Origin of the sequence: Actinocorallia herbida (genome assembly GCF_003751225.1) — a bacterium.
GTDB classification, from domain to species: Bacteria; Actinomycetota; Actinomycetes; order Streptosporangiales; family Streptosporangiaceae; genus Actinocorallia; species Actinocorallia herbida.
Window position 1 is genome coordinate 9,554,666 of sequence record NZ_RJKE01000001.1, and the last position, 23,547, is coordinate 9,578,212.

Annotated in this window: 22 protein-coding genes; 18 read left to right on the forward strand and 4 right to left on the reverse strand. The window is 71.1% G+C overall.

What is annotated here, in order from left to right; genetic code table 11:
- Positions 1-143: 143 nt before the first annotated feature.
- The 9 genes from EDD29_RS43535 (at position 144) to EDD29_RS43570 (ending at position 6,676) form a co-directional block, all read left to right on the forward strand.
- Complete coding sequence (locus EDD29_RS43535; protein WP_123669962.1) at positions 144-398, forward strand: MoaD/ThiS family protein; 255 nt, start codon at positions 144-146, stop codon at positions 396-398.
- A 72-nt stretch (positions 399-470) separates the two neighbouring features.
- A complete protein-coding gene (locus EDD29_RS43540) occupies positions 471-1,172 on the forward strand; it encodes an LmeA family phospholipid-binding protein (RefSeq protein WP_123669963.1) in 702 nt (233 codons plus the stop codon).
- Positions 1,173-1,312: 140 nt separating this feature from the next.
- On the forward strand, positions 1,313-1,624 hold the full coding sequence (locus tag EDD29_RS43545; protein WP_246053717.1) for a thioredoxin family protein: 312 nt from the start codon (positions 1,313-1,315) through the stop codon (positions 1,622-1,624).
- A 122-nt stretch (positions 1,625-1,746) separates the two neighbouring features.
- Positions 1,747-1,812: a putative leader peptide gene (locus tag EDD29_RS48275; protein ID WP_413774902.1), complete on the forward strand. Its 66-nt coding sequence runs from the start codon at positions 1,747-1,749 to the stop codon at positions 1,810-1,812.
- An 80-nt stretch (positions 1,813-1,892) separates the two neighbouring features.
- Positions 1,893-2,327: a DUF4395 domain-containing protein gene (locus EDD29_RS43550; RefSeq protein ID WP_123669965.1), complete on the forward strand. Its 435-nt coding sequence runs from the start codon at positions 1,893-1,895 to the stop codon at positions 2,325-2,327.
- Positions 2,327-3,166, forward strand: coding sequence for a sulfurtransferase (locus tag EDD29_RS43555; protein WP_123669966.1), 840 nt, complete (start codon positions 2,327-2,329; stop codon positions 3,164-3,166). Before EDD29_RS43550 ends, EDD29_RS43555 begins: the two co-directional genes overlap by 1 nt.
- Positions 3,167-3,198: 32 nt before the next feature.
- Positions 3,199-3,507: a DUF1416 domain-containing protein gene (locus tag EDD29_RS43560; RefSeq protein WP_123669967.1), complete on the forward strand. Its 309-nt coding sequence runs from the start codon at positions 3,199-3,201 to the stop codon at positions 3,505-3,507.
- Positions 3,508-3,613: 106 nt separating this feature from the next.
- Positions 3,614-4,696: a hypothetical protein gene (locus EDD29_RS43565; protein ID WP_123669968.1), complete on the forward strand. Its 1,083-nt coding sequence runs from the start codon at positions 3,614-3,616 to the stop codon at positions 4,694-4,696.
- Positions 4,697-4,891: 195 nt separating this feature from the next.
- A complete protein-coding gene (locus EDD29_RS43570; RefSeq protein WP_148086298.1) occupies positions 4,892-6,676 on the forward strand; it encodes a coiled-coil domain-containing protein in 1,785 nt (594 codons plus the stop codon).
- Between the two features lie 2 nt (positions 6,677-6,678).
- Here EDD29_RS43570 and EDD29_RS43575 read toward each other — a convergent pair whose 3' ends face one another.
- The 3 genes from EDD29_RS43575 to EDD29_RS43585 form a co-directional block, all read right to left on the reverse strand.
- On the reverse strand, positions 6,679-9,483 hold the full coding sequence (locus EDD29_RS43575; protein ID WP_123669970.1) for an ATP-binding protein: 2,805 nt from the start codon (positions 9,481-9,483) through the stop codon (positions 6,679-6,681).
- Positions 9,484-9,488: 5 nt separating this feature from the next.
- Complete coding sequence (locus EDD29_RS43580; protein WP_123669971.1) at positions 9,489-10,580, reverse strand: hypothetical protein; 1,092 nt, start codon at positions 10,578-10,580, stop codon at positions 9,489-9,491.
- A gap of 89 nt (positions 10,581-10,669) precedes the next feature.
- Positions 10,670-13,213, reverse strand: coding sequence for a hypothetical protein (locus tag EDD29_RS43585; protein WP_123669972.1), 2,544 nt, complete (start codon positions 13,211-13,213; stop codon positions 10,670-10,672).
- Positions 13,214-13,733: 520 nt separating this feature from the next.
- On the opposite strand from EDD29_RS43585, the gene EDD29_RS43590 reads away from it, so the two are divergent.
- The 3 genes from EDD29_RS43590 to EDD29_RS43600 all read left to right on the forward strand — a co-directional run bounded on the left by EDD29_RS43590 (position 13,734) and on the right by EDD29_RS43600 (position 16,070).
- Positions 13,734-14,966, forward strand: coding sequence for a MurT ligase domain-containing protein (locus EDD29_RS43590; RefSeq protein WP_123669973.1), 1,233 nt, complete (start codon positions 13,734-13,736; stop codon positions 14,964-14,966).
- A complete protein-coding gene (locus EDD29_RS43595; RefSeq protein WP_123669974.1) occupies positions 14,956-15,675 on the forward strand; it encodes a type 1 glutamine amidotransferase in 720 nt (239 codons plus the stop codon). Before EDD29_RS43590 ends, EDD29_RS43595 begins: the two co-directional genes overlap by 11 nt.
- A gap of 98 nt (positions 15,676-15,773) precedes the next feature.
- Entirely contained in the window at positions 15,774-16,070 is a 297-nt protein-coding gene (locus EDD29_RS43600) for a hypothetical protein (RefSeq protein ID WP_123669975.1), read from the forward strand.
- Here EDD29_RS43600 and EDD29_RS43605 read toward each other — a convergent pair.
- Complete coding sequence (locus EDD29_RS43605) at positions 16,064-16,429, reverse strand: DsrE family protein (protein WP_123669976.1); 366 nt, start codon at positions 16,427-16,429, stop codon at positions 16,064-16,066. The two genes, EDD29_RS43600 and EDD29_RS43605, sit on opposite strands and share 7 nt — an antisense overlap.
- A gap of 165 nt (positions 16,430-16,594) precedes the next feature.
- Between EDD29_RS43605 and EDD29_RS43610 the strand changes: the two genes are divergently transcribed.
- From EDD29_RS43610 to rpsJ, 6 genes are all read left to right on the forward strand, one after another.
- The gene (locus EDD29_RS43610; RefSeq protein ID WP_123669977.1) at positions 16,595-18,157 is read left to right on the forward strand and encodes a hypothetical protein; all 1,563 of its coding nucleotides are present in this window, start codon (positions 16,595-16,597) and stop codon (positions 18,155-18,157) included.
- Positions 18,158-18,729: 572 nt separating this feature from the next.
- The gene (gene rpsL / locus EDD29_RS43615; RefSeq protein WP_123669978.1) at positions 18,730-19,104 is read left to right on the forward strand and encodes a 30S ribosomal protein S12; all 375 of its coding nucleotides are present in this window, start codon (positions 18,730-18,732) and stop codon (positions 19,102-19,104) included.
- Entirely contained in the window at positions 19,104-19,574 is a 471-nt protein-coding gene (rpsG, locus tag EDD29_RS43620; RefSeq protein WP_123669979.1) for a 30S ribosomal protein S7, read from the forward strand. The genes rpsL and rpsG overlap by 1 nt, the downstream gene beginning before the upstream one ends.
- 43 nt (positions 19,575-19,617) lie before the next feature.
- On the forward strand, positions 19,618-21,729 hold the full coding sequence (fusA, locus tag EDD29_RS43625; RefSeq protein ID WP_123669980.1) for an elongation factor G: 2,112 nt from the start codon (positions 19,618-19,620) through the stop codon (positions 21,727-21,729).
- Between the two features lie 90 nt (positions 21,730-21,819).
- Complete coding sequence (tuf, locus tag EDD29_RS43630) at positions 21,820-23,013, forward strand: elongation factor Tu (protein WP_123669981.1); 1,194 nt, start codon at positions 21,820-21,822, stop codon at positions 23,011-23,013.
- A 218-nt stretch (positions 23,014-23,231) separates the two neighbouring features.
- On the forward strand, positions 23,232-23,540 hold the full coding sequence (gene rpsJ, locus EDD29_RS43635; protein WP_012854632.1) for a 30S ribosomal protein S10: 309 nt from the start codon (positions 23,232-23,234) through the stop codon (positions 23,538-23,540).
- Positions 23,541-23,547: the final 7 nt, after the last annotated feature.

Sequence of the window (23,547 nt, forward strand, 5' to 3'; positions counted from 1 at the left end):
GTGGAAACTCCCCTTAAAGACGTCAAGGACCCGGGGGCCTCATCGCCCGGATCCTTCGCTAGAAGCTTATACGAGCCCTCGAAACCGGCAATGGTCGGCCGACCGATTCATTACGGGCGATACATGAATGAGATCCTTGGACGATGGCCAACGGAGTGATCCGCTACTGGGCCGCGGCCAAGGCCGCCGCCGGTGTCCCCGAAGAACCTTACGCTGCCGAGAACGTCGCGGAAGCGCTGGAAAACGCCTGTTCTGGGCGGGATGACGAGTTTCGCCGTGTCCTCGTGCGCAGCTCGTTCCTGTTGGACGGCGCGCCGGTAGGGGTCCGTCCGCACGTGTCGGTCGCGCTCCCCGAGGGCGGTGTGCTGGAGGTGCTGCCGCCCTTCGCCGGTGGTTGACGTCACATCAAGAACTTTTCCCCCACTAGCCTTCGTCCCACTGGTTGTACGCCCGAGGGAACCGGAGGCCTGATGCGCAAGGTGCTGCTCGTCCTACTCGTGCTGGTCCTCGCCGGGGCCTTCGGGGCCGACCGGTTCGCGGAGTCCCGCGCGGAGGCCGAGATCGCACGGCAGGTCGCGGTCCAGTACCGGCTGACGAACGAGCCGGCCGTGTCCTTCGGCGGCTTCCCGTTCCTCACCCAGGCGCTGTCCGGCAAGTACGACTCCGTGGACGTCGCCATCGGCGACTACACCGACCAGGGCATCACCCTCCAGGACGTCGACGTGCGGCTGGAGGGCCTCAACGCGCCCCTCGCCGACCTGGTGAACGGGGACTCCTCCTCGCTCACCGCAGACCGCGCGGTCGCCTCGGCGGTCATCCCCTACGGCGTCGTGCAGAAGCAGCTCGCCGCGCGCGGGGTGACCTCGGTCTCCCAGAGCGCCGACGGCAACGTCCTGGCCAAGGGCACCTACCAGGCCCCGATCATCGGCGAGGTGCCGATCGACCTGATCGTCTCCCTCAAGGTGACCGCCAAGGGCGTCGCGATCGTGCCGGAGAAGGTCACCGCGGTCGGCGTCCAGGTGCCGCTCGCCGCCGTGAAGGACATGTTCACCTACACGATCCCCATCGCCGGCCTGCCGCTCGGTGCCAAGATCACCGCGGTCTCCCCCGTGGCCGACGGACTTCGCGTCACCGGCGAAGCGACGAACATCCCCCTCGACCGGGCCGTGTAACACCGCCGAGACGATCGGTCACGCCCGTCGCATAGATTTCGGGCATGACCGGAGCCCTCGTCGCCGTGGCGACCCTCGCCGTGTGCACCGTCTTCGGCTTGGTCTGGCAGCGGCGGACCGGACGACTGAGAGCCCAGAAGATGACCGAGCGGCCCCGTGCGTGGGAATTCGAGCTGGGGGAGCGGGCGACCCTGCTCCAGTTCTCCAGCGCCTTCTGCGCGCCCTGCCGCGCGACCCGCCGCGTCCTCGAGGAGGTCGCGGGCATGGTCGACGGGGTCAGGCACATCGAGATCGACGCCGAGGACCATCTCGACCTCGTCCGCGAGCTGGGCGTCCTGAAGACCCCGACCGTCTTCGTCCTCGACGGCGCGGGCGCCATCGTGCAACGGGCTTCCGGACAGCCCCGCAAAGCCGATGTCATCGCCGCATTGGGACGTTCCAGCACCATGTGACCCTCGCTGACCTGCCGAAACGATCTCCTAACCGCGTGGTAATCGTCTCGTCATGCGAGACGGGGGTGACATCTGGCGGGAAGGCTCGTAACATCGGGTCCGTGCGTTACTGGACAGAGCAGATGCTGACGAAGCGACGGGCAGTCGATTACTGCCGCGTCGCCACAGCGCTCTGTCGCATGGCCTGAGAACAGCCGTAGCCGCTGTCGCGGGGAAACCCGCACCGTCCAGGTGCCCGCACTTCTGCTTCCTGAGGGAGCGACCCAACATGAAAGTCGACCCGCGAGGGCAGCGTTTTGCTGCCGTCCTCACCTCGATCGTCCTGCTGGCCGTGCTCCTCACCGGAAACTGGGTGCTTCTCGCCGCTCAGGCCGTGGTGTTCGCTATCGGAGTCTTCTTCGGCTTGCGTCACCATCCGTACGGATTGGTCTTCGCCAACCTTGTACGGCCGCGCTTGGGCCCGCCGGGAGAGCTCGAAGACGAGGCCCCACCGCGCTTCGCGCAGGGTGTCGGTCTCGTGTTCGCCCTGGTGGGCGTGGCCGGATACAGCCTGGGAGCCACGTGGCTGGGCATCACAGCCACCGCCTTCGCACTCGGGGCGGCGTTCCTGAACGCCGCGTTCTCGTTCTGCCTCGGGTGCGAAATGTTTCTGATCATCAAGCGTGTCACGCCGAAGAAGAAAATCTCTGAGGAGGTTCCTTAATGAGCCGCAACGACGTCCTTGTGGACGCCGCCTGGGTCGAGGCCAACCTTGACGCCCCCGGCCTCGTGCTGGTCGAGGTCGACGAGGACGTCTCCGCCTACGACAAGGGTCACATCCGTGGCGCCGTGAAGATCGACTGGCAGACGGAGCTGCAGGACCCGGTCCGCCGCGACTTCGTGGACCAGGTCGGCTTCGAGCAGCTGCTGTCCTCCAAGGGCATCGCCAACGACGACACCGTCATCCTGTACGGCGGCAACAACAACTGGTTCGCGGCCTACGCGTACTGGTACTTCAAGCTCTACGGCCACGAGAACGTCAAGCTTCTCGACGGCGGCCGCAAGAAGTGGGAGCTGGACTCCCGCGAGCTGGTGAAGGACGTCCCGTCCCGCCCGGCCACCGACTACAAGGCCAAGGCGCAGGACCTCGCGATCCGCGCGTTCCGCGACGAGGTCGTCGACGCGATCGGGACCAAGGGCCTGATCGACGTCCGTTCCCCCGACGAGTTCTCCGGCAAGCTGCTCGCCCCGGCGCACCTGCCGCAGGAGCAGGCGCAGCGCGCCGGCCACGTGCCGACCGCTCGCAGCATCCCGTGGTCCAAGGCCGCGAACGACGACGGCACCTTCAAGTCCGACGAGGAGCTGCGCGAGCTGTACACCGAGGCCGGTGTCGACCTCGCCAAGCCGATCATCGCCTACTGCCGCATCGGCGAGCGCTCCTCGCACACCTGGTTCGCGCTCAAGGAGCTGCTGGGCCTGCCCGACGTCAAGAACTACGACGGTTCCTGGACCGAGTACGGCTCGCTGGTCGGCGTGCCGATCGAGCTCGGCCCCGCCAAGTAAGTCCGGTTCGAAAGCTCCAAGGGAGAACAGTCATGACCCAGGGATGCGCCGCCCCGGCCCAGACCGCTCACCTTCCCGCGACCGTCGACCTCAACAACGAGGCGGTCATCCAGGGCACCGTCCTGCGGGACGGCACCCCGGTGTCGGGCGCCTACGCCCGGCTCCTCGACTCCAGCGGTGAGTTCACCGCCGAGGTCGTCACCAGCGAAGAGGGCATCTTCCGCTTCTTCGCCGCCGACGGCTCCTGGACCGTCCGCGTCCTGGCCCCCGGCGGGGTCAGCGTGGACTCCTCGGTGACCGCGGAGACCGGCTCCATCGCCGGCCTCGAAGTGGCCATCTGAGGCGACCCGCTCGCAAGGAAGGCCCCGTGACGCGCACCGCGTCGCGGGGCCTTTCCGCGTCGAGGCGGGTCGGGCGCCGCGTCAACGAAAGGTAAAGTGCGTTCGTATGGCCAACCCCGGCAACCAAGACCCGTTCGGGTACCAGCAGCAGCCGCAGGCTCCCGGCGAGGAGACGCACCTCGGCACTCCGCTGGTGCAGCCCGGTCAGCCGCAGGGCGCGCCGCCGTCCTTCGCGCAGCCGCCCGGTGCCCCGCAGGCAGGGCCCGAGGTCCCGCAGCCGCCCGCCGCGGCGCCCCAGCCGCCGCCGGGGACGGCCCCGCCGTTCGCCTACCCGCCCGGTACGCCGCAGCCGTTCGCGTACCCGCCGGGAGCGCCGCAGCCGTTCGCCCAGGCGCCGGGCACCCCTCCGCCCTTCGCACCGCCGTACGGCGCGCCCTTCGCGGGGCCCGGCACCCCGCAGCCGTTCGGCCAGGGCGGGTTCCCCGCGCCGCCGCACCCTCCGGCCAAGTCCAGAACCGGCCTGTTGATCGCGCTCGGCGCGATCGTGGCGGTCGTGGTGGTGCTCGGCGCCGGGGCCGTCGCGCTGACGGTGCTGGACGGGGAGGACCCGGCGCCCAAGGTGCCCGAGGTCACGATGCCCTCGGTGAGCGTGCCGCCCATCCCCACGGTGTCGGTTCCGCCGGTGGACGTGCCGACGCTGCCCGCGGACTCCACGCCGAAGCAGGTCCCCGACATCCTCAAGGCGTCGGTGAAGACGGCGTTCGGCACGACCTACACCAGGGCGGGGACCTCCTCGGGCAAGTGCCCGTCCATCGCGCCGAAGGCACTGCGCAAGGTGCTCGAGAAGAACCCCTGCATCGGGCGGTACAAGGGCGCGGTCTACAGCAGCCCCAAGAAGGACGCGGTCGTGACCGTCGTCATCATGCCGCTGAAGAACGCCGACGCGGCGGCCGCGCTCAAGCGCGCGGGGAAGCTCCCGTACCTCATCGCCCCGAAGAAGGGCAGCGGGGTGAAGTCGTTCGGCACGTCGCCGGTGCAGACCTGGTACCAGGTCCACATCGAGGGCAACCTCGCGCTGTTCACGATGGCCTACCGCTCGGACATGGGCAAGACCGACAAGGGGGGCATCGCTGACAAGGCCTCCGCCGAGCTGGGCACGGAGCTGAGCAACGTCCTCAAGTTCCAGTGACCGGTGACGGCGGGGTGGCGTCCGATGCCGGACGGTATCGCGGATCCCAGGTGGAATGTGTCGTGTGCCCGACTTGGCCTAAAGGCTCCCGTCCTGTTCCGTTGAACTCCGGGCGGGGAACGGGCAACCTTCTTAGTCTGTGACGAGTTGGAAACCTCCACACGAACAGAGGACACCGGACGTGGACGACGTGAGGTGGACCGCACGGTTATGGACCGGGTCTTCGTCGGCTGGCGTTACGCCCAGGCGCACCCCGACCCGGGGCCGGCCCCCCGGCCTCCGTCCCCGCATGTGCGCGCGGCCCCGACCTGGCAGGAGGCGGCCGAGCGGTACGAGGGCCAGACCCTGCTCAACCGGCCGCTCAAGTACACCGCGGGCGCCTCGGGCGCGGCGGCCGTCCTCCTGCTCGCCCTCGGGGTGCTCGACTGGCTCCCGTGGCCGTTCGCGCTCGTCGGGCTGCTCGCCTGCGCCGTCGTCGCGGGCATCACCGGCTGGGCCGTCTGGCAGGGCGAGCAGGCGATGCGCATCCGCCGCCGCGCCGAGGCGGCCAGGCGCGACCGCGACCTCGCCAGGGTGGAGCGGCGCCGCGCCGAGGCCGAGGACGGCTACGTCCGCGCCCGCGTGCGCTGGGAGGAGCAGCGCGCCGCCTACGAGAACCAGCTCGAATGGCATCCGGTGCCCGTCCCGCCCGGCGTCGACCGCGTCGACGTCGCCGGAGGCACCCTCGCCGGATGGGGCGCCGCGGTCACCCTCATGGGCTCGGCGAGGCTCGCGGCGGGCGCCCAGGTGACCGTCCTCGACCTGTCGGAGGGCGCGGTCGCCAGGGACCTCCTGCGCGCCGCCGCCGACGACCCCCTCGTCTGGGTGCTGCCCGCGGACCTCCGCCGGTTCGACCTCGGCGCGCGACTCACCCCCTCGGCCCTCGCCGACGTGCTGTCCGTCGTCGTCAACGCCACCGAGGCCGAGTCGACCGTCCGCGACACCTCCATCGACAACTCGATCCTCGAACGCGTCATCTCCGTCCTGGGCGGCGCGCCCCGGATCAGCCAGATCACCGCGGCGCTCCGCGCGCTCGGCCAGGTCGGCGACCCCCGCGACGACCTGCGCGCCGGGCTGCTCACCGAGAGCCAGCTCGACAGGCTCACCACCCTGTTCGGCAGGACCGCCGCCGACCGCGTCGTGCTGGAGCGCGCGTGGACCCTCGAGTCGCAGCTCCGCAAACTCGACGACCTCGGCGCCGAGACCGTCCACCTGCCTCCCGCGCGGCTGCGCGTCGTGTCCCTGGACCGCAAAGCCGGCGTCCTCACCAACAAGGTCCTCGGCACCTACGTCGCGACCGTGCTCACCCATCTGCTGCGCCAGTCGCCCGCCCAGCACCCGTGGGGCCACACCCTGTTCCTGTGCGGCGCGGAGAAGCTCCGCGGCGACGTCCTGGACAGGCTCACCGACGCCTGCGAGACGACCGGTACCGGACTCGTCCTGCTCTACCGGACGGTCCCGCCGCACGTCCGCGAACGGCTCGGCCGGGGCAACAGCGCCGTCGGCTTCATGCGGCTCGGCAACGCGGACGACGCCGCGGCGGCCGCCGCCTACCTGGGCGCCGACCCGCGCCTCCTGCTCGCCGAAGCCACCGAGAAGGCGTCGCCCGAGGAGCCCACCGGCCCCTACCCCAGCACCATCGCCTACGCACGCCGCAAGCAGGACGAGCACATCCTCACCGCCCCCGTCGCCGTCCCCGCCCAGGCCGGCCCCACCCTCCTCGACGCCATCCGCACCGGCCCCTGGCCGGGCACCGTCGCCGGCACCGCGACCCCCCAGCACACCCGCGAGCTCCGCCCCGAACGCCGCCAGCTCCAGGACCTCCCTCCCACCGCCATGGTCTTCGCCCACGAGGGCACCATCCACCTCGTCGACGCCAACCCCGGCATCATCACCCTCCCCACCGCCGAACCCCTCCCCGACGACCCCGCCCGCGCCTGACGCTAGAGGTCGTGCGGGTCGGAGCGCGCCTCCTCGGGCGGGTCGATGAATCTGTCGGGCCAGGAGAGGATCGCGGGGAGCCAGGGGGCGTTCAGGGAGGTCGTCAGGTGGTCGAGGTGGGCGTCGGACGGGAGGCCCACGGAGACGGTTTCGAGGTCGGACTCGAAGGGGTCGGGGAGGGTGCCCGTCAGGGCGGTGAGGGCGACGGGGCGGTTGGCGGGGAGGTCCATCGACAGGGGATGGCGGCGGAGCGCGTGCAGCCGGTGGCCCATCTTGACGGCCGGGTCGCGGGAGCGCAGGCCGGGCAGGACGTAGTCCAGGGGAGGGGCCGGGGCGTGGGCGTCCGGGTCGGGGACGTCCAAGGGCAGCAGCTTGTCTATCTCGTGCAGCCAGCGCAGCTGAGGGATGACGAATCCGGGGCCGGGCGGCTCGGTCGCGACCGCGCCGCCGAGCAGCGCGCCCGCCGCGGCGGTGACGGTCCAGGTCAGGTCCGCGGGGTCGAACGTGTCGCGCAGCGCCCTGGCGCGGCGGTCGATGGTCCGGTCGACGACCGTGGCGAGCATGCACTCCCGGGTGCGGACCGCGAGCCGCTGCCAGGCCCTGCGCAGATCCGCGGGCACCTCGGGCAGCGGCCGGTTCACCAGGTGCGCGAGGACCAGGACGTCGGCCCACAGCCGCAGCCACGCCTGCTCGGCCCGGCCCGCCAGCAGTTCCGCCTCGCGCAGTTCCCGCAGCGAGCACGCCCGGCCGGCACGGCACTCCCGCCCGCACGCGGCGGACCGCCGCCCGGCGATCGGCGGCGGCGGACCCGGCATCCTGCGCTCCCTGCCCTCCCCGTGCGGGACACGGACCCGGAGCGGCCGGTCCATCCCGTCCGCGAACACCGCGGCGACACCGGGCCGCAGCGACACCACCTCGCGCGACTGGTCGGGGTCGAGGTTCATCGCCGAACCCACCACATGCCTGTCGTCGAAGGCCGGAAGCCGGTGGACGATCTTCAACGCGGTGTTCTTCACGACGTCGGGGATGAGCTTCACCGGGATCTGCTCGGCCACCACGATGCCCTCGCCGTACGCGCGGATCTCCGCGAGCAGCCCCGCGAACAGCTCGACCGCGTGCGCGCTGGAGTGCTCCCGGTGCCGCAATAGCCGGTGCGCCTCCTCGATGACGATGACGTGCCGCAGCCCCGGCGGACGCTCCTCGCGCGCCTGCATCCGCAGATGCTCCACGACCCGGATGATGAGCGTGCCCATGAGGAACGCCTTGTCCTCGTCGTTGGCCACGTCCTCGATCGCCAGGACGACGTTCTCGCGCAGCATCCGGCTGATGTCGGCGTCGTGCCCGCCCTCGAAGAACCGGCCCGCCGAACCGATCCGCAGGGACCGCAGCCGGACGTCCACGAACCCCTTCACGTCGGCCATCAGCTCCTTGCCGTAGCCGACGTCGTCGATGACCTCCAGGGCCGCGCGCTGGAGCTGCTCCAGGGTCGGGACGGCCGGGCGGACGTGCGCGCCGGGCCTGCCCGCGCCCGTCACCACGTCCCAGCCGTTCTCCTCGTACACCCGCTGGAGCGCCTGCGCGATGATCTGCGGGAACGGCTCGTCCGCCGCGAACGCGGCCTGGAACAGCGCCCGGACCATGTCGATGTGCGCCTGCACCGGATAGCCGGGTTCGGGCGCGAGCGGGTTCACCGACAGCGGCACCGCCGCCGGATCCGACGGGTTCACCACGGTCACCGGCGCGCCGATCCGGCCCGCCATCGCCGCGTACTCCGACTTGGCGGGCTCGATCGCCAGCCAGGGCACCCCCGCCGCCGTCAGCTGCTCCAGCAGGTGCCGGACGGTCTGGGACTTGCCGGAACCCGTCGCCCCGGTGACGAACGCGTGCCGGTTCAGCGTCTCCAACGGCACCGTGAACGCGCCGACGGGCCTGTCCCGCCCGTCGAGGATGTCGCCGAGGACCAGACCGCCGGGCGGCGTCTCCGACGTCACGTCGAACGACCCGGAGTCCAGCACCCGCACGCCGGGCACCTCCCGGCGCGGCAGCCCGGCGAGCGGCGCGAGCACCCCGGCCGTCGCCGAGAACGGGAACCCGTCCTCCGCGCCCGCCAGCGCCTCGCGCAGTGTGTGCGCGCCCCGGCCGGTGCGCAGCCGGTAGGGGTGGTGGCCCAGCTCCACCGAGCCGACCAGGACGGGCGCGACCCGCTCCAGATCGGCGTGGCTCGCCGCGCCCGCGAGCACCCGGACGTCCCAGAGGGCCCCCTCGCGGTACGCGTCGAGCTCGGCGAGGCGGCGCTCCAGCCGTTCGAAGCCGCCCTGCTCGTCGCGGCGGGCCATGCGCAGCTCGTGCCGGACGGCCCGGACCTCCTCGTCGAGCTCGGGCTCGGTGCGCGGCTCGGCGGCGACGAGCCAGCCGAACGGACGGCCCAGCAGCGTCACCAGCATCGACTCGAACAGCGACGCGCCCTCGGCGGGCGGCGAGGGCAGCGGCGGCGCCTGACGGCCGGGGCAGCGCGCCCACACCAGCCGGTCGGCCTCGCCGAGCCAGTCGCCGGAGTACGGGATGCCGCGCGCCCCGTTGGGGAACAGCAGCCCGCCGTCCCCGGAGACCGCGTTCGTGACCAGCTCCAGCGGGGTGCCGCCGCCGCGCGACATCCAGCCCGCGACGAACGGCCGGCCCTGCTGCGCCGCCGACAGCGCGGCGGGAAGCATGGTGAGGAAGTCCCATTCGGGTGACGCGGTGCGCTGCGCCGCGGGCACCGCGTCGATCCGCATCCACGGCCCGGGCGCGGGCCCCGCCGAGGCCATCGGGCTCAGATCTTCCCGGAGTCCCGGGTCGGGAGCCCCTGTGCCTCGGCCACCGGGTTCCACAGCGCGATGAAGTCGTCCTTGGCCGCCGTCGCCTTGTCGTTGACGTCCTTCAGGCTGGCGTCCGGCTTGCCGCCGTCGCAGGTCCCGCCGTCCTCCAGGAACTCCAGGGCCGCGGAGTTGGCGTCGACCGAGGCCTGGAGCGCGGTTTCGAGCGCGGTCTTGAGTTCGGCGCCCTGCGGGAGCGCCGCGGTGTCGAGCTCGGCGACGCCGGAGAGCTGCGCCTTCCGCTCGTCCACGACCTCGGTGAAGGCCGACTTCTCCGTCTCGATGTTCGCGCAGGAGTACGCGATGCCCGCGAGCTTGCCGCGGCTGCCCGCCATGTCGTCGAGGAGCCCGTCGACGGCTTCGGCCTGGGCGGCCGCGTCACCGGTGGGCGTCTCGGCGCCGTCGCCTTCGCCCTCCTCGCCCTCGGGCGCGGCGTCGCCGGAGTCCTTGCCGTCGGACGGGGCGGCCTGCTCAGTGCCCTGGCCGCCGTTGAGCGACAGGTCGACCTCGCCGGAATCCTGCTTCCAGAAGAGGTAGCCGACCACGATGGCGCCGGTGAGCAGCGCGGCGACCAGGCCCGCCGCCAGCGGGCCGCGCCAGCGCGGACCCTCGTCGGGAAGCCAGTCCCCGCCCTGGTACTGCCGTGGCGGCGGCCCTTCGGAGGGAGGCGCGGAAGGCTGCGGGTTCCCTTGCGGGGGGCCGCCCCATACCTCGGGTCGGCCCGAACCGCCCCACCCCTTGTCGGGCTGCTCGGCCCAGGGCGCGCCGCCGGACTGCCAGGCCTGCGGATCGGCGGGCCGCTCCTCGGCGGGCGCCGCGGCCTGCGGCGGTACCGGATCCGGCCACGGGGCCCGCTCCTCGGCGACGGGCTCGGGCGGCCGCCAGGAAGAGCGCACGGCGGGGTCGGGCTGCCACGGCTCCGGCGGCCACGGCTCACCGGAGATCTGCGGGGTCCACGGCATCTCCTCGGCCTGCGGGAGCTCGGCATCGCAGCGGGTGCACCTGCCGAGGGACCCCGGCGTCTCGCTCCGGCATTCGGGACACTGCATCGCGGTCGCTCCAGGGGGAGTGATCAGACCAGGCATACGTCGCAGCTCAGATTAGCGCCAGCACGCCGGGCATTTCGTCGCTCGCCGCCTCAGAAGTGCTGCCGCTTCTCCAGTCCGTGCGTGGGCGCGACCTTGTTCCACACCGCGAGGAAGTCGCTCTTGGCGGTGCTGGCCTGCGCGGACAGGGTGTTGCCGCGCTGGTAGTCGGGGTCGTTCGTCGGTGTCTTGCCCTTGCAGCCCGTGTTCCGGTTCGCCCACGCGAGGAAGGCGTTGTCGACGTCCAGCGACAGCTGCATCGACCGCACCAGCGTCGACCGCATCCTGTTCCGGTTCGGCAGCTTGCCGAGCTTCAGCGCCTGCGCCCTCTGCAACTGCTGCTGCCGCTGCTGGGAGATCTGCTGCATCGAGGCGACCGCGTCGGGGAGCTGCTTGCACTTCTTCGCGCTCTCCAGCGCCGACCCGAGTTGGCTGCGGCTCTTGGAACTGGCGTTCAGCAGCGCGTTGACCTGCTTGGCCTGACGGGTCGCGCCCGGGTCGGCCGAGGAGTCCGCGGCCACGGGGTCGGACGTCTTCTGCGGGACGAACGTCTTCTCCTCGGGGTCGTCGCCGTCGAAGGCGACGAACAGGACCGCGGTGACGGCCGCGGCCACCAGTAGGGCGACCCCGACGAGCAGGGGCCGCTGCGCGGGCTTCTTTCGGCCCGGCTCAGGGGCCGACCGGTGCGAGCGCGTCATGGGCATGGGGCCGTCGTGGTCCCACAGCGGCCGCTCCTCGCGGGGCGTCCAGGACTGCACGCCGGGCTCGGAGGTGTACGGGCCGGGCATGGGCGGCGGCGCGTACGGCATGTTCGGAGGGGGGAACGGGGACGGCTGCTGCTGCGGCTGCGGCTGCTGCGGGGCGGGCGGCTGCGGCCGCGCGGCGGACCTGCCGGGCGCGACGGGCTCGGCGAACCAGGAGTCGGGCACGACCGGCGCCGCGGGCTGGGCCGGCTCGGGAGCCGGTGCGAGGGCGTGAGGGGAGGCCGCCGGAGGCAGGGGAGTGCTTCCGGACGGCCCGTCCAGCGCCGGGGTCCACCACTGGGTGGCCTCGCCCGGGTCCTCGGCGGGCGGAGGAGGCGCGGAAGACAGCGCCCCGGGCGACATGGCGAAAGTCGAGTCGTAAGCGGAACCGAAGCCCGCCGAGGACGGACCGTCGGACGCGGGCGGGTATCCGCCGAACGGGTCCTGCGCGTCGAACGGGCTGCCGGAGTCGGGCGCCCCGGCGAACGGCGTCGCGGGCGACGGGTCGTAGACCGCGGCCGCGAAGGTGGCGCCGGGTGGCGGCGTGCCGTCCGACCCGAACCCGGAAGGCAGGGTCCTGCGGTCGATGGCGAACGTGCTGTCGCCGGGCAGGGCGCCCGGCGGGAAGGAGTCGGCGCCACCGGGGAAGACCCGCTCGCCGGACGCGATCCCGGGCCCCTGCTCCCCGCCGAAGGGATCGGCGCCGAAGGATTCCCCGCCGAACGGGCCGCCCGCGGACAGGGCCCCGTCGGAGGAGTGGGCCGACGTGCTCTGGATCCCCTCGCCCGGGAACCCGTGCTCGCCGCTGGACAGCGCGCTCTCCTGGAACGGGGACGCGTTCGGGAACCCCGCGTCGCCGCCGAATCCCGCGCTGCCGGAGAACCCGCCACCGCCGGCGAAGCCGCCGTCGCCCGGGAAGCCGCCGGGCGCACCCGGTTCACCCGGGAAGCCGGGGCCGCCGGGGAACGAGCCCTCGCCCGGGAACACGGCGTCACCTGGGAAGGAGCCCTCGCTCCGGAACGCGGCGTCGCCAGGGAACGAGGGCTCGCCCGGGAACCCGGTGCCGCTCAGCGGACCCGAGTCGTGCGGGAGACCCGCCTCGCCGGTGAAACCGGTGTCGCCCGGGAAACCCTGGTCGCCGCCGAATCCGGGGCCGTTCGGGAACCCGTCACCGCCGGAGGAACCGGTGCCGCCCGGAAATCCGGATCCGCCCTGGAAGCCCGAACTGCCGGGGAATCCCACGTCGGCCCGGAGGCCCGCGTCGTTCGGATGGCCGTGGTCGCCGGGGAACCCGGTGCCGCTCGGCGAACCCTGGTCCCCCGGGAAGCCCGAGGCGTCAGGGAACCCGGCGCCGCCGGAGAATCCGGGATCGCTCAGGCCCTGGCCGCTCGGGAATCCCGGGTTGCCCGGGAACGCGGTGTCGCTCGGGCCCTGGTCGTGCGGGAAGCCGGGAGGGCCGGGGAACGCGGTGCCGCCCGGGTTCTGGTCGCCAGGGAAACCGGTGTCGCTCGGAAGACCCGTGCCGGTGGGGAGACCCGGGTTGCTCGGGAAGCCGGTGTCGCCGGGGAAGCGGTCGGCTGACGGGGCGGGGTCGGGAAGGAAGGGGTTGTCGCCGTAGGGGGCGTCCGCATAGGGATTCGGTGCGGGGAATCCCTGACCGGGGGTGAACGCGCCGTCCGTGGTCATCGGCCTGCCGGGGGTGGACGCCGCGGGGGGCGTGAAGGGATGGTCCTGCGCGAAGGGCTCGGGTGCGAACTGCTGCGGCGGGAAGGGGTCGCCGCCGAACGGAGGCATCGCCTCCGGCGCGGGCTCGGGTACCCCGAACGGGGCCGCGTAGGGAGGCGTCCCGTACACGCCGGGAGACGCACCCCCGGCTCCAGGCGCCCCGTAGGGCGGGGGCGGGGACGGCGCCGGCGGTTCGGGTTCGGACTCGGGGGGCCATTTGTCGAACATGATCGTCTTCTCCGTGCTGCTCGTCGGTGCCGCGTAGGCTCCAGCCAGAGCAGAGGATGCGCCCGAAGCGGCGGGGAGGGGCGTACCGCAGTGGGCACACGACGGCTGCCCCTCGGGCGCCTGCACAGCGCAGGACGGACACCGCATGGCGCTCAACCCTTCTTCACGTCGTTACCCGGTGATTCTGCCCTGTCCCTCACGCGAGTAGGGGCGCAAGGAAGATTCCTCGGCACATGTGGCATTTGGCGTGCATGTCTAGCTGCGGCTCGCGGCACCGTGCGGCGTTCGTCACAGTACTGCAATCAGTAGTCGTACCGTAGCTCAGCGTGCGACAGTAGCCGGTTTACCCTCGGAGAGACGGGAATGGCCGCGCCAGCCACTAGGCTCGGCTGGAGTCGGGCTTATAGGGGAAAGAGATTCGATGAGTGATCTTCCGCTGCGGTCGCAGCTGGCGGTCGCCCTCGGGCGGACCGCTTCCCGCATGTCGCGGCTTGCCGGGCGCGGCGACGGATCGGTGATCGGCGGGAAGATCGGGCTGAAGCTCGACCCCGAGCTGCTCACCCGCCTGTCGGCCGACCGCAAGCTCGTTCTGGTGAGCGCAACGAACGGCAAGACGACCACCACCCGGCTGATCGCCAGCGCGATGAGCGGGCTCGGCGAGGTCGCCACCAACGCCTTCGGCGCCAACATGCCCACCGGCCACGTCAGCGCCTTGGCCGCAGCGCCCGGCGCGCAGTACGGCGTGCTGGAGTGCGATGAGAAGTACGTGCCGCTGGTCTTGCGCGAGACCCGGGCCAACGTCGTCCTGCTGATGAACCTCAGCCGCGACCAGATGGACCGCGCGGGCGAGATCTGGCAGCTCGCGGGCAAGTGGCGCAAGGCCCTGGACGGCGCCGAGACCCACGTCGTCGCCAACTGCGACGACCCGCTGGTGACCTGGGGCGCCTCCACCGCCAAGAAGGTCACCTGGGTGGCCGTCGGCCAGCACTGGAAGGAGGACTCCTGGTGCTGCCCCGAGTGCGGCGGACCCCTCGACCGCGACGGCAGCCACTGGGCGTGCCGCCAGTGCCATTTCGCCCGTCCGAAGCCCGACTGGATCCTGCACGGTGACAGGGTGACCGCCCCCGGCGGCCACACCTACGCGCTGGACCTCCAGCTCCCCGGCCGCGCCAACCGCTCCAACGGCGCGATGGCCCTGGCCGTCGTCTCGCTGTTCGGCATCCCGGCCGAGCAGGCCCTGCCGCTGCTCGGCAAGGTCGCCTCGGTCGCCGGCCGCTACACCACGGTCTCCTACCAGGGCCGCGACATCCGGCTGCTGCTCGCCAAGAACCCGGCGGGCTGGCTGGAGGCGTTCGACGTCCTGGAGCCCGCGCCCGGCCCCGTCGTCCTGTCGATCAACGCCCAGGGCCCCGACGGCCGGGACACCTCGTGGCTGTGGGACGTCGACTACCGCGTGCTCAAGGGCCGCCCGGTCTGGGCGACGGGCGAGCGCAGGCTCGACCTCGCCACCCGCCTGGAGGCCGCCGAGGTCGACTTCCGCATGGTCGACGACATCGAGCAGGCCGTCCTGGCGGTGCCGCCGGGCAAGCTCGACGTGATCGCCAACTACACAGCGTTCCAGGACATCCGAACGAGGTACGGCCGTGCCCTCTGAGACCATCAAGATCGTCTGGATCTACCCCGACCTGCTCAGCACCTACGGCGACGGCGGCAACGTCATCGTCCTGGAGCGCCGGGCGCGGCTGCGCGGCATCATCCCGCGCACGGTGCGGGTCCATTCGGATGAGCCGGTCCCGGTCGACGGCGACATCTACCTGCTCGGCGGTGGCGAGGACCGGCCGCAGATCCTCGCGGCCCAGCGGCTGCGCGTCGACGGCGGCCTGCACAAGGCGGTGGAGTTCGGCGCCGCGGTGTTCGCGGTCTGCGCGGGCTACCAGCTGCTCGGCCACGAGTTCGGCGGCGAAGAGGGCCAGCCCGTGCCCGGCATGGGCCTGCTCGACATCCGCAGCGGCCGCGGCGACGTCCGCGCGGTCGGCGAGCTGGCGGGCGAGGTCGACCCGGCGCTCGGCGTCCCGATGATCACCGGTTTCGAGAACCACCAGGGCGTCACCCGGCTGGGCCCCGCCGCCAAGCCGCTGGCCAGGGTCGCCGTCGGCATCGGCAACGGCGACGGCTACGAAGGCGCCTACAACGGCAGGATCGTCGGCACCTACATGCACGGTCCGGCGCTGGTCCGCAACCCCGGCCTGGCCGACCTCCTGCTGAGCTGGGCCGTCAAGCGGCGGCTCGAGCCGATCGACGACAGCTGGGCCGGACGCCTGCGGGAAGAGCGGCTCCGGGCCGTCCTGCCCACCCCGTCCTGAGGCCGGGGTAAGGCGCCGGGCACGAAAACACCCCTTCCGGGCGTTGACCTTAATGACGTCCCCTGCGCGGGACGGCAAGGCGATCCGGGAGGGGTGCCATGGACGGTGGGCGGGAGCAGGACGGCGGCCGGGATCGGACACCGCGGGCCGACCTCGGCGACGACGACCAGCAGTACCAGACCGACCTCCTGCGCGAGTACGAGGAGGATCCGCCCCGAGACCGCGTCATCACCGACGAGGACCGGGGCGAGATCGGCATCACGGCGTGGCTGCGGCGGGAGAGCCGCGCGGGGGAGCGGGACGACGACGACAGGCCGGCCGAGGAGGCCGCCATCCACGTCGAGGCCCGCGAGCACCACGCCCCCAAGGACGAGGAGGAAGGCGCCGCTCAGTAGACGAGCGCCTGAACCCCATCCGTGGTGACCTCTTCCACGAAGGCCGGAGCACCCGCGATACGGATGCCTTCCAGCAGGTCGTCCTGGGTGAGGCCCCTGCGGGCCGCGCACTGGGTGCACAGGGTGACCCTGCCCCCGGCCCTGACGACCTCGAGCAGGTCCGTGACGGGGGTGGCGTGCTCGAGCGCGGGGAAGCGCTCGGATCCGCCGGGCACCGCGAACCAGGCGGCCTCGCCCGTCAGCCACAGCGAGACCGCCACGCCGCTGGCCACCGCGGCGGCGGCCACGGTCAGCGCCTGGTTGGCGCGTTCGGGGGAGTCGGCCCCCGCGGTCACTTTGATCACCAGAGAGCGAGTCATGGCCGCAGCCTACTTTCCCCAGTTCCGTTGGGCTAAAGCGGAGATCTTTAGGCAATCGGGACGTAAACAATCTTGACCGGGCCGCCGGGGATTTGCCCTATGCAGACGCACCGGGCACTCTGTGACTGGTCGCGTGGTATTCGAGAGCCGATAAGGAGTCCACCGATGACCGAGCAGAACGGCCCCCAGTGGCCGTCGCCAGAGGAGCCGGCATCGGCCGACCAGTCCGGCACCGGCACCCCCGACCAAGTCGATCCGCCCACCCGCCCCGCGGGTGAGCGCACCGTCGTGTTCGGCGCGCCCCAGCTGCGTCCGCAGCAGCCCGCCGCGCAGCCGCCCGCGCCCCCGGCGCCGCAGCAGCCCTACGGCCAGCCCGCCGCCCCGCCGCAGTACGGCCAGCCCGCCGAGCCTTATGGCCGGCCGGCCCAGCCGTCCGAGGCGTACGGGCAGCAGGCGTACGGGCAGCAGCCCGAGGGATATGGCCAGCAGCAGCCCGGCGCGTGGCAGCCGCCCGCCCCGCAGGTCCCGCAGCCGCCGCAGGCCCCGCCGTCGGCATGGGCCGCGCCCGGTGGCGCGCCCGCCTACCAGCCTCCGGCCGAGCCGCAGGGCTACCAGGCCCCGGCGGAGCCGCAGACCTACCAGCCTCCGGCGGAGCCGCAGAGCGCGTTCCCGCCTCCGCCGCCCGCCGAGCCCCGGTCGGCCTACCCGTCGGCGCCCGCCTACGGCAGCCCCGGCGCGTCCGGCGACCGGAACCCGGTGGCGGGGGAGGCGGCTCCGGCCGCCCAGCCCGCGCCGGCGCCCGAGCTCGAGGACCCGTGGGGCACCGCCCCCACCGTCCTGCCGCGCCGCGAGGACCTGCGCCCGCCGGTCGGCGAGGCGCCCGCCACGACGGTGATCCCGGGGCTGGGCACACCGGCGCCGGAGCCGGGTCCTGGGCCCTATCCGGGCGACATCCCGCTGGTCACCAACAAGCCGCAGCCGCCGGTCGAGGAGACCGTCCGCGAAGACCGGCCCTGGGGCGCCGCGAGCCAGGCGGGCCCCGCGTCCGCCGCGGGCGGCGAGACCATCCTGGACTTCGACGCGCGCGCCTACCAGCAGCAGCCCGCCCAGGCCGCCCCGCAGCCCCCGGCCCAGCCGGAGGCCGACCCGGACGCCACCCAGGCGTTCTCCTTCGGTGACCGCCCGCAGACCGCCCAGGGGCAGCAGCAGCCCTACGGCCAGCAGGGCCAGCCGTCCCAGCAGGGCCAGCCCGCCGCCCAGCAGGGCCAGTACGGCCAGCAGCCCTACGCAGGGCAGTACGGCCAGGGCGCCGAGCAGGGCTACGGCCAGCAGCAGGCGCAGCAGGGCGGCTACGGCCAGCCCTACGGCCAGCAGGGGCAGCAGGGCCAGCAGCAGGGCTACGGCGAGCAGTCCCAGCAGGGCTACGGCCAGCCCCAGCAGGGCCAGCCCGCCGCCCAGCAGGGCCAGTACGGCCAGCAGCAGTACGGGCAGCAGGCTTACGGCCAGCAGCCGCAGCAGTACGGCGAGCAGCCCTACGGCCAGCAGGGTCAGCAGCAGGGCCAGCCCGCCCAGCAGGGCCAGGCCTACCCGCAGCAGTACGGCGAGCAGAAGCCCGCCCACGCGGGTGAGGAGGCGCTCGTCGAGCGCTCGGACAACAAGATCTGGATCTGGCTCGGCCTGGTCGCGCTCGTCGCGGTCATTGTGATCGTCATCGCATTCGCGATGTGACGCCGGACGGATCCGGCGGCCCCCGCCGTGACGGATCAAGCGAAGACCCGTATGATCTCCGGTCATACGGGTCTCTTCGTTGCCGCGGGTTCACCCCGCCTTCCCGGGAACTTCCCCCCGGGACCGTCCCGTTCTTCACGGTGAAGCGTCCGCGGTTCGGCCCCGCGAAGGTTGCGCAGGGCAGCCCTTTCCCGGTAATGGCGTATTCGCTTTGACCTCGCCCTAGGCGTTGGGTACGCTCTATCTTCGTGCCCGCGGCATCGTGGGTTACGCGTGCGTGCGCTCCGGCGGGTACCTCAAAGGTCCCTGGGAGCGGCGCGGATCTCTTCCCCCTGGCACGACCGGGTCCCGTAGGGGCCGGACGGGTCACGGTCGTGGCGACACGCCCGACCTCGGGGGTCGGCGGATCAGGCAAACCAGCAGGTCAGAGGCCCCCCAAAGGGCGCTGATCAGGGTTATGCGCGGACGAGAAATTCCGGGTGTGACTCGCGCATACAAAACAGAGCGCGGAAAAGCCGCGTTCACCCGGTCGCGGAGGCCGGGCCCGGTACGACGAAGGAAGACGGAGAGCGGTGCCCACAATCCAGCAGCTGGTCCGAAAGGGCCGCCAGGACAAGGTGACCAAGACCAAGACGCCCGCGCTGAAGGGAAGCCCCCAGCGCCGCGGTGTCTGCACGCGCGTCTACACCACCACGCCGAAGAAGCCGAACTCGGCGCTGCGCAAGGTCGCCCGTGTCCGCCTGAGCAGTGGCATCGAGGTCACCGCCTACATCCCCGGTGTCGGACACAACCTGCAGGAGCACTCCATCGTGCTGGTGCGCGGCGGTCGTGTGAAGGACCTGCCGGGTGTTCGCTACAAGATCATCCGCGGTTCGCTCGACACCCAGGGTGTCCGCAACCGCAAGCAGGCGCGCAGCCGCTACGGCGCGAAGAAGGAGAAGAGCTAATGCCGCGTAAGGGCCCCGCGGGCAAGCGCGTACTGATCGCTGACCCGGTGTACAACTCGCCGCTGGTCACCAGCCTGATCAACAAGATCCTGCTGGACGGCAAGCGTTCCATCGCCGAGCGCATCGTGTACAACGCGCTCGAAGGCTGCCGCGAGAAGACCGGCAACGACCCGGTCGTCACCCTCAAGCGCGCGCTCGACAACGTGAAGCCGACCATCGAGGTCAAGTCCCGCCGCGTCGGCGGCGCGACCTACCAGGTCCCCGTCGAGGTCCGGCCGGCCCGCAGCACCACCCTGGCGCTGCGCTGGCTCGTGACCTACTCCCGCGGCCGCCGCGAGAAGACGATGACCGAGCGCCTCATGAACGAGCTGATGGACGCCAGCAACGGTCTGGGCGCGTCGGTCAAGAAGCGCGAGGACACCCACAAGATGGCCGAGTCCAACAAGGCCTTCGCCCACTACCGCTGGTAACAGCGGTCGGCTGAACCCACACGAGAGCAAGGACGCGAGCACAATGGCTGCTAAGACCGGTGTAGACCTCTCCAAGGTCCGCAACATCGGGATCATGGCGCACATCGACGCTGGCAAGACCACGACGACCGAGCGCATCCTCTACTACACGGGGATGAGCTACAAGATCGGCGAGGTCCACGACGGCGCTGCGACCACCGACTGGATGGAGCAGGAGCAGGAGCGGGGCATCACCATCACCTCCGCTGCCGTCACCTGCAAGTGGCCTGTCGAAGACGTTGAGCACACGATCAACATCATCGACACTCCGGGTCACGTCGACTTCACCGTCGAGGTGGAGCGCTCGCTGCGCGTGCTGGACGGTGCCGTCACCGTCTTCGACGGCGTGGCCGGCGTCGAGCCGCAGTCCGAGACCGTGTGGCGGCAGGCAGACCGCTACGGCGTTCCGCGCATCTGCTTCGTCAACAAGCTGGACCGGACCGGCGCCGACTTCCACCGCTGCGTCGACATGATCGTGACCCGCCTCAACGCGGTTCCGCTCGTCATGCAGCTGCCGATCGGCGCCGAGGCGGACTTCCTCGGTGTGATCGACCTGGTGCGCATGAAGGCGCTGGTCTGGAACGCCGAGGCCAAGCTGGGCGAGATGTACAACGAGGTGGAGATCCCCGAGGACCTCCTCGACGCCGCCGAAGAGGCGCGCGCCACCCTCATCGAGACGCTCTCCGAGAACGACGACGAGCTCATGGAGCAGTTCCTCGAGGGCGAGGAGCCCTCGGTGGAGCAGATCCGCGCCGGTGTTCGCCGCGCCACTCTGGGCGCCAAGCTCACCCCCGTGTTCTGTGGCACCGCCTTCAAGAACAAGGGTGTGCAGCCCCTTCTCGACGCCATCGTTCGCTACCTGCCGTCCCCGCTGGACGTCGAGGCGATCGAGGGCCACAAGATGGGCGACGAGGAGACCGTCATCGCGCGCAAGCCGAGCGAGGACGAGCCCTTCTCCGGTCTGGCGTTCAAGATCATGTCCGACCCGCACCTGGGCAAGCTGACCTTCGTGCGCGTCTACTCGGGCGTGCTCGAGGCCGGTTCTTCGGTTCTGAACTCCGTTCGGAACAAGAAGGAGCGGATCGGCAAGATCTACCGGATGCACGCGAACAAGCGCGAGGAGATCGACCGCGTGGGCGCGGGCGACATCGTCGCGGTCATGGGCCTCAAGCAGACCACCACCGGTGAGACGCTGGCCGATGACAAGCACCCGGTCGTCCTCGAGTCGATGAGCTTCCCGGCGCCGGTCATCCACGTCGCCATCGAGCCCAAGACCAAGGCCGACCAGCAGAAGCTGGGCACCGCGATCCAGCGGCTCGCCGAGGAGGACCCGTCCTTCACGGTGCGCACCGACGAGGAGACCGGCCAGACCGTCATCTCCGGTATGGGCGAGCTCCACCTGGAGATCCTCGTCGACCGGATGAAGCGCGAGTTCAAGGTCGACGCCAACGTCGGTCGCCCGCAGGTGGCCTACCGCGAGACGATCACCAAGACCGTCGAGAAGGTCGAGTACACCCACAAGAAGCAGACGGGTGGCTCCGGCCAGTTCGGTCGAGTGATCATCACCCTGTCGCCGCTCGGCGGAGGCAGCGATGGCTACGAGTTCGAGAACAAGGTCTCCGGTGGCCGCATCCCGCGGGAGTACATCCCGTCGGTGGACGCGGGCTGCCAGGAGGCCGCCGAGTTCGGTGTTCTCGCGGGCTACCCGATGGTGGGTGTGAAGGTCACCCTCCTCGACGGCGCCTACCACGAGGTCGACTCCTCGGAAATGGCGTTCAAGGTCGCCGGTTCGATGGCGTTCAAGGAGGCCGCGCGTCGCGCCGGCGCCACGCTGCTCGAGCCGATGATGGCGGTCGAGGTCACCACGCCCGAGGACAACATGGGCGATGTCATCGGCGACCTCAACAGCCGTCGCGGCCAGATCCAGGCCATGGACGAGTTCCACGGCGCCCGGATCGTCAAGGCGCTCGTGCCCCTGTCGGAGATGTTCGGCTACGTGGGTGACCTGCGCAGCAAGACCCAGGGCCGGGCTGTTTTCACCATGCAGTTCGACTCCTACGCCGAGGTTCCCGGGAACGTCGCGCAGGAGATCATCGCCAAGGCCAAGGGCGAGTAGCTCCAGGTCTCCGGCACCACAAAGCCATGCTCATCCCCGCACCAGCGGGGTTGGACCAGTACGTACGTCAGAATCACTGAGGAGAACCTCGTGGCGAAGGCCAAGTTCGAGCGGACGAAGCCGCACGTAAACATCGGCACCATCGGACACATCGACCACGGTAAGACCACCCTTACCGCGGCGATCACCAAGGTGCTGCACGACGCCTACCCGACCCTCAACGCGGCCTCCGCGTTCGAGGACATCGACAAGGCGCCGGAAGAGCGCGAGCGCGGTATCACCATCTCCATCGCGCACGTCGAGTACCAGACCGAGTCGCGGCACTACGCTCACGTCGACTGCCCCGGTCACGCGGACTACATCAAGAACATGATCACCGGTGCCGCCCAGATGGACGGCGCGATCCTGGTCGTGGCCGCCACCGACGGCCCGATGCCGCAGACCAAGGAGCACGTGCTCCTGGCCCGCCAGGTCGGCGTTCCCTACATCGTCGTCGCCCTGAACAAGTGCGACATGGTGGACGACGAGGAGATCCTGGAGCTCGTCGAGCTCGAGGTCCGCGAGCTCCTGTCGGAGTACGAGTTCCCGGGCGACGACGTCCCGGTCGTGCGCGTCTCCGCCTACCAGGCGCTCCAGGGCGACGAGAAGTGGGCCGGTTCCATCCTCGAGCTCATGAAGGCCGTGGACGAGAACATCCCGCAGCCCGAGCGTGAGACCGACAAGCCGTTCCTGATGCCGATCGAGGACGTCTTCTCGATCACCGGCCGTGGCACCGTCGTCACCGGCCGCATTGAGCGCGGTGTCGTCAACGTCAACGAGGTCGTCGACATCATCGGCATCAAGGAGAAGAGCACCTCGACCACCGTCACCGGTGTCGAGATGTTCCGCAAGCTCCTCGACCAGGGCCAGGCGGGCGACAACGTCGGTCTGCTCCTGCGCGGCATCAAGCGCGAGGACGTCGAGCGCGGCCAGTGTGTCATCAAGCCGGGCACCAACACCCCGCACACCGAGTTCACCGCGCAGGTCTACATCCTGGGCAAGGACGAGGGCGGCCGCCACACCCCGTTCTTCAACAACTACCGTCCGCAGTTCTACTTCCGGACGACCGACGTGACCGGCGTGGTGAACCTCCCCGAGGGCACCGAGATGGTCATGCCGGGCGACAACACCGACATGACGGTCCAGCTGATCCAGCCGGTCGCCATGGAGGAGGGCCTGAAGTTCGCCATCCGTGAGGGTGGCCGGACCGTCGGCGCGGGTCGCGTCGTCAAGATCCTCAAGTAAGACATCACCTATGTGACCGCGGGGGAGTGCCCCGCCTGTGCGGAAGGTACCCCCGCGGTCACATATCATTGCCTCTGGCCCTTTTTCGGTTAGGGGCACGCCGCGAGTGCGCGAGCACTCGCATTTGACACGTCAGCCCGCCTCTCGCGAGAGCGGGAGGTTATAGCGGAGAGAGTCCACAGCTCGCCGCTTGAGCAGTAAAGGACACCGAGGGCACCATGGCGGGACAGAAGATCCGCATTCGGCTCAAGGCCTACGACCACGAGGTCATCGACAGCTCGGCGAAGAAGATCGTGGAGACTGTCACGCGGACTGGCGCCAAGGTCGCCGGACCGGTGCCGCTGCCGACCGAGAAGAACGTGTACTGCGTCATCCGCTCGCCGCACAAGTACAAGGACAGCCGCGAGCACTTCGAGATGCGCACGCACAAGCGGCTGATCGACATCATCGACCCCACCCCGAAGACGGTTGACTCGCTCATGCGGCTCGACCTCCCCGCGGGCGTGGACATCGAGATCAAGCTCTAAGGAACAC

What these genes read in the sequence shown, in the direction of transcription:
- EDD29_RS43535 (WP_123669962.1), top strand. Translation starts at nt 144, where the DNA reads ATGGCCAACGGAGTGATCCGCTACTGGGCCGCGGCCAAGGCCGCCGCC.
- EDD29_RS43540 (WP_123669963.1), top strand. Translation starts at nt 471, where the DNA reads ATGCGCAAGGTGCTGCTCGTCCTACTCGTGCTGGTCCTCGCCGGGGCC.
- EDD29_RS43545 (WP_246053717.1), top strand. Translation starts at nt 1,313, where the DNA reads ATGACCGAGCGGCCCCGTGCGTGGGAATTCGAGCTGGGGGAGCGGGCG.
- EDD29_RS43550 (WP_123669965.1), top strand. Translation starts at nt 1,893, where the DNA reads ATGAAAGTCGACCCGCGAGGGCAGCGTTTTGCTGCCGTCCTCACCTCG.
- EDD29_RS43555 (WP_123669966.1), top strand. Translation starts at nt 2,327, where the DNA reads ATGAGCCGCAACGACGTCCTTGTGGACGCCGCCTGGGTCGAGGCCAAC.
- EDD29_RS43560 (WP_123669967.1), top strand. Translation starts at nt 3,199, where the DNA reads ATGACCCAGGGATGCGCCGCCCCGGCCCAGACCGCTCACCTTCCCGCG.
- EDD29_RS43565 (WP_123669968.1), top strand. Translation starts at nt 3,614, where the DNA reads ATGGCCAACCCCGGCAACCAAGACCCGTTCGGGTACCAGCAGCAGCCG.
- EDD29_RS43575 (WP_123669970.1), bottom strand. Translation starts at nt 9,483, where the DNA reads ATGGCCTCGGCGGGGCCCGCGCCCGGGCCGTGGATGCGGATCGACGCG.
- EDD29_RS43580 (WP_123669971.1), bottom strand. Translation starts at nt 10,580, where the DNA reads ATGCAGTGTCCCGAATGCCGGAGCGAGACGCCGGGGTCCCTCGGCAGG.
- EDD29_RS43590 (WP_123669973.1), top strand. Translation starts at nt 13,734, where the DNA reads ATGAGTGATCTTCCGCTGCGGTCGCAGCTGGCGGTCGCCCTCGGGCGG.
- EDD29_RS43600 (WP_123669975.1), top strand. Translation starts at nt 15,774, where the DNA reads ATGGACGGTGGGCGGGAGCAGGACGGCGGCCGGGATCGGACACCGCGG.
- EDD29_RS43605 (WP_123669976.1), bottom strand. Translation starts at nt 16,429, where the DNA reads ATGACTCGCTCTCTGGTGATCAAAGTGACCGCGGGGGCCGACTCCCCC.
- EDD29_RS43610 (WP_123669977.1), top strand. Translation starts at nt 16,595, where the DNA reads ATGACCGAGCAGAACGGCCCCCAGTGGCCGTCGCCAGAGGAGCCGGCA.
- rpsG (WP_123669979.1), top strand. Translation starts at nt 19,104, where the DNA reads ATGCCGCGTAAGGGCCCCGCGGGCAAGCGCGTACTGATCGCTGACCCG.
- fusA (WP_123669980.1), top strand. Translation starts at nt 19,618, where the DNA reads ATGGCTGCTAAGACCGGTGTAGACCTCTCCAAGGTCCGCAACATCGGG.
- rpsJ (WP_012854632.1), top strand. Translation starts at nt 23,232, where the DNA reads ATGGCGGGACAGAAGATCCGCATTCGGCTCAAGGCCTACGACCACGAG.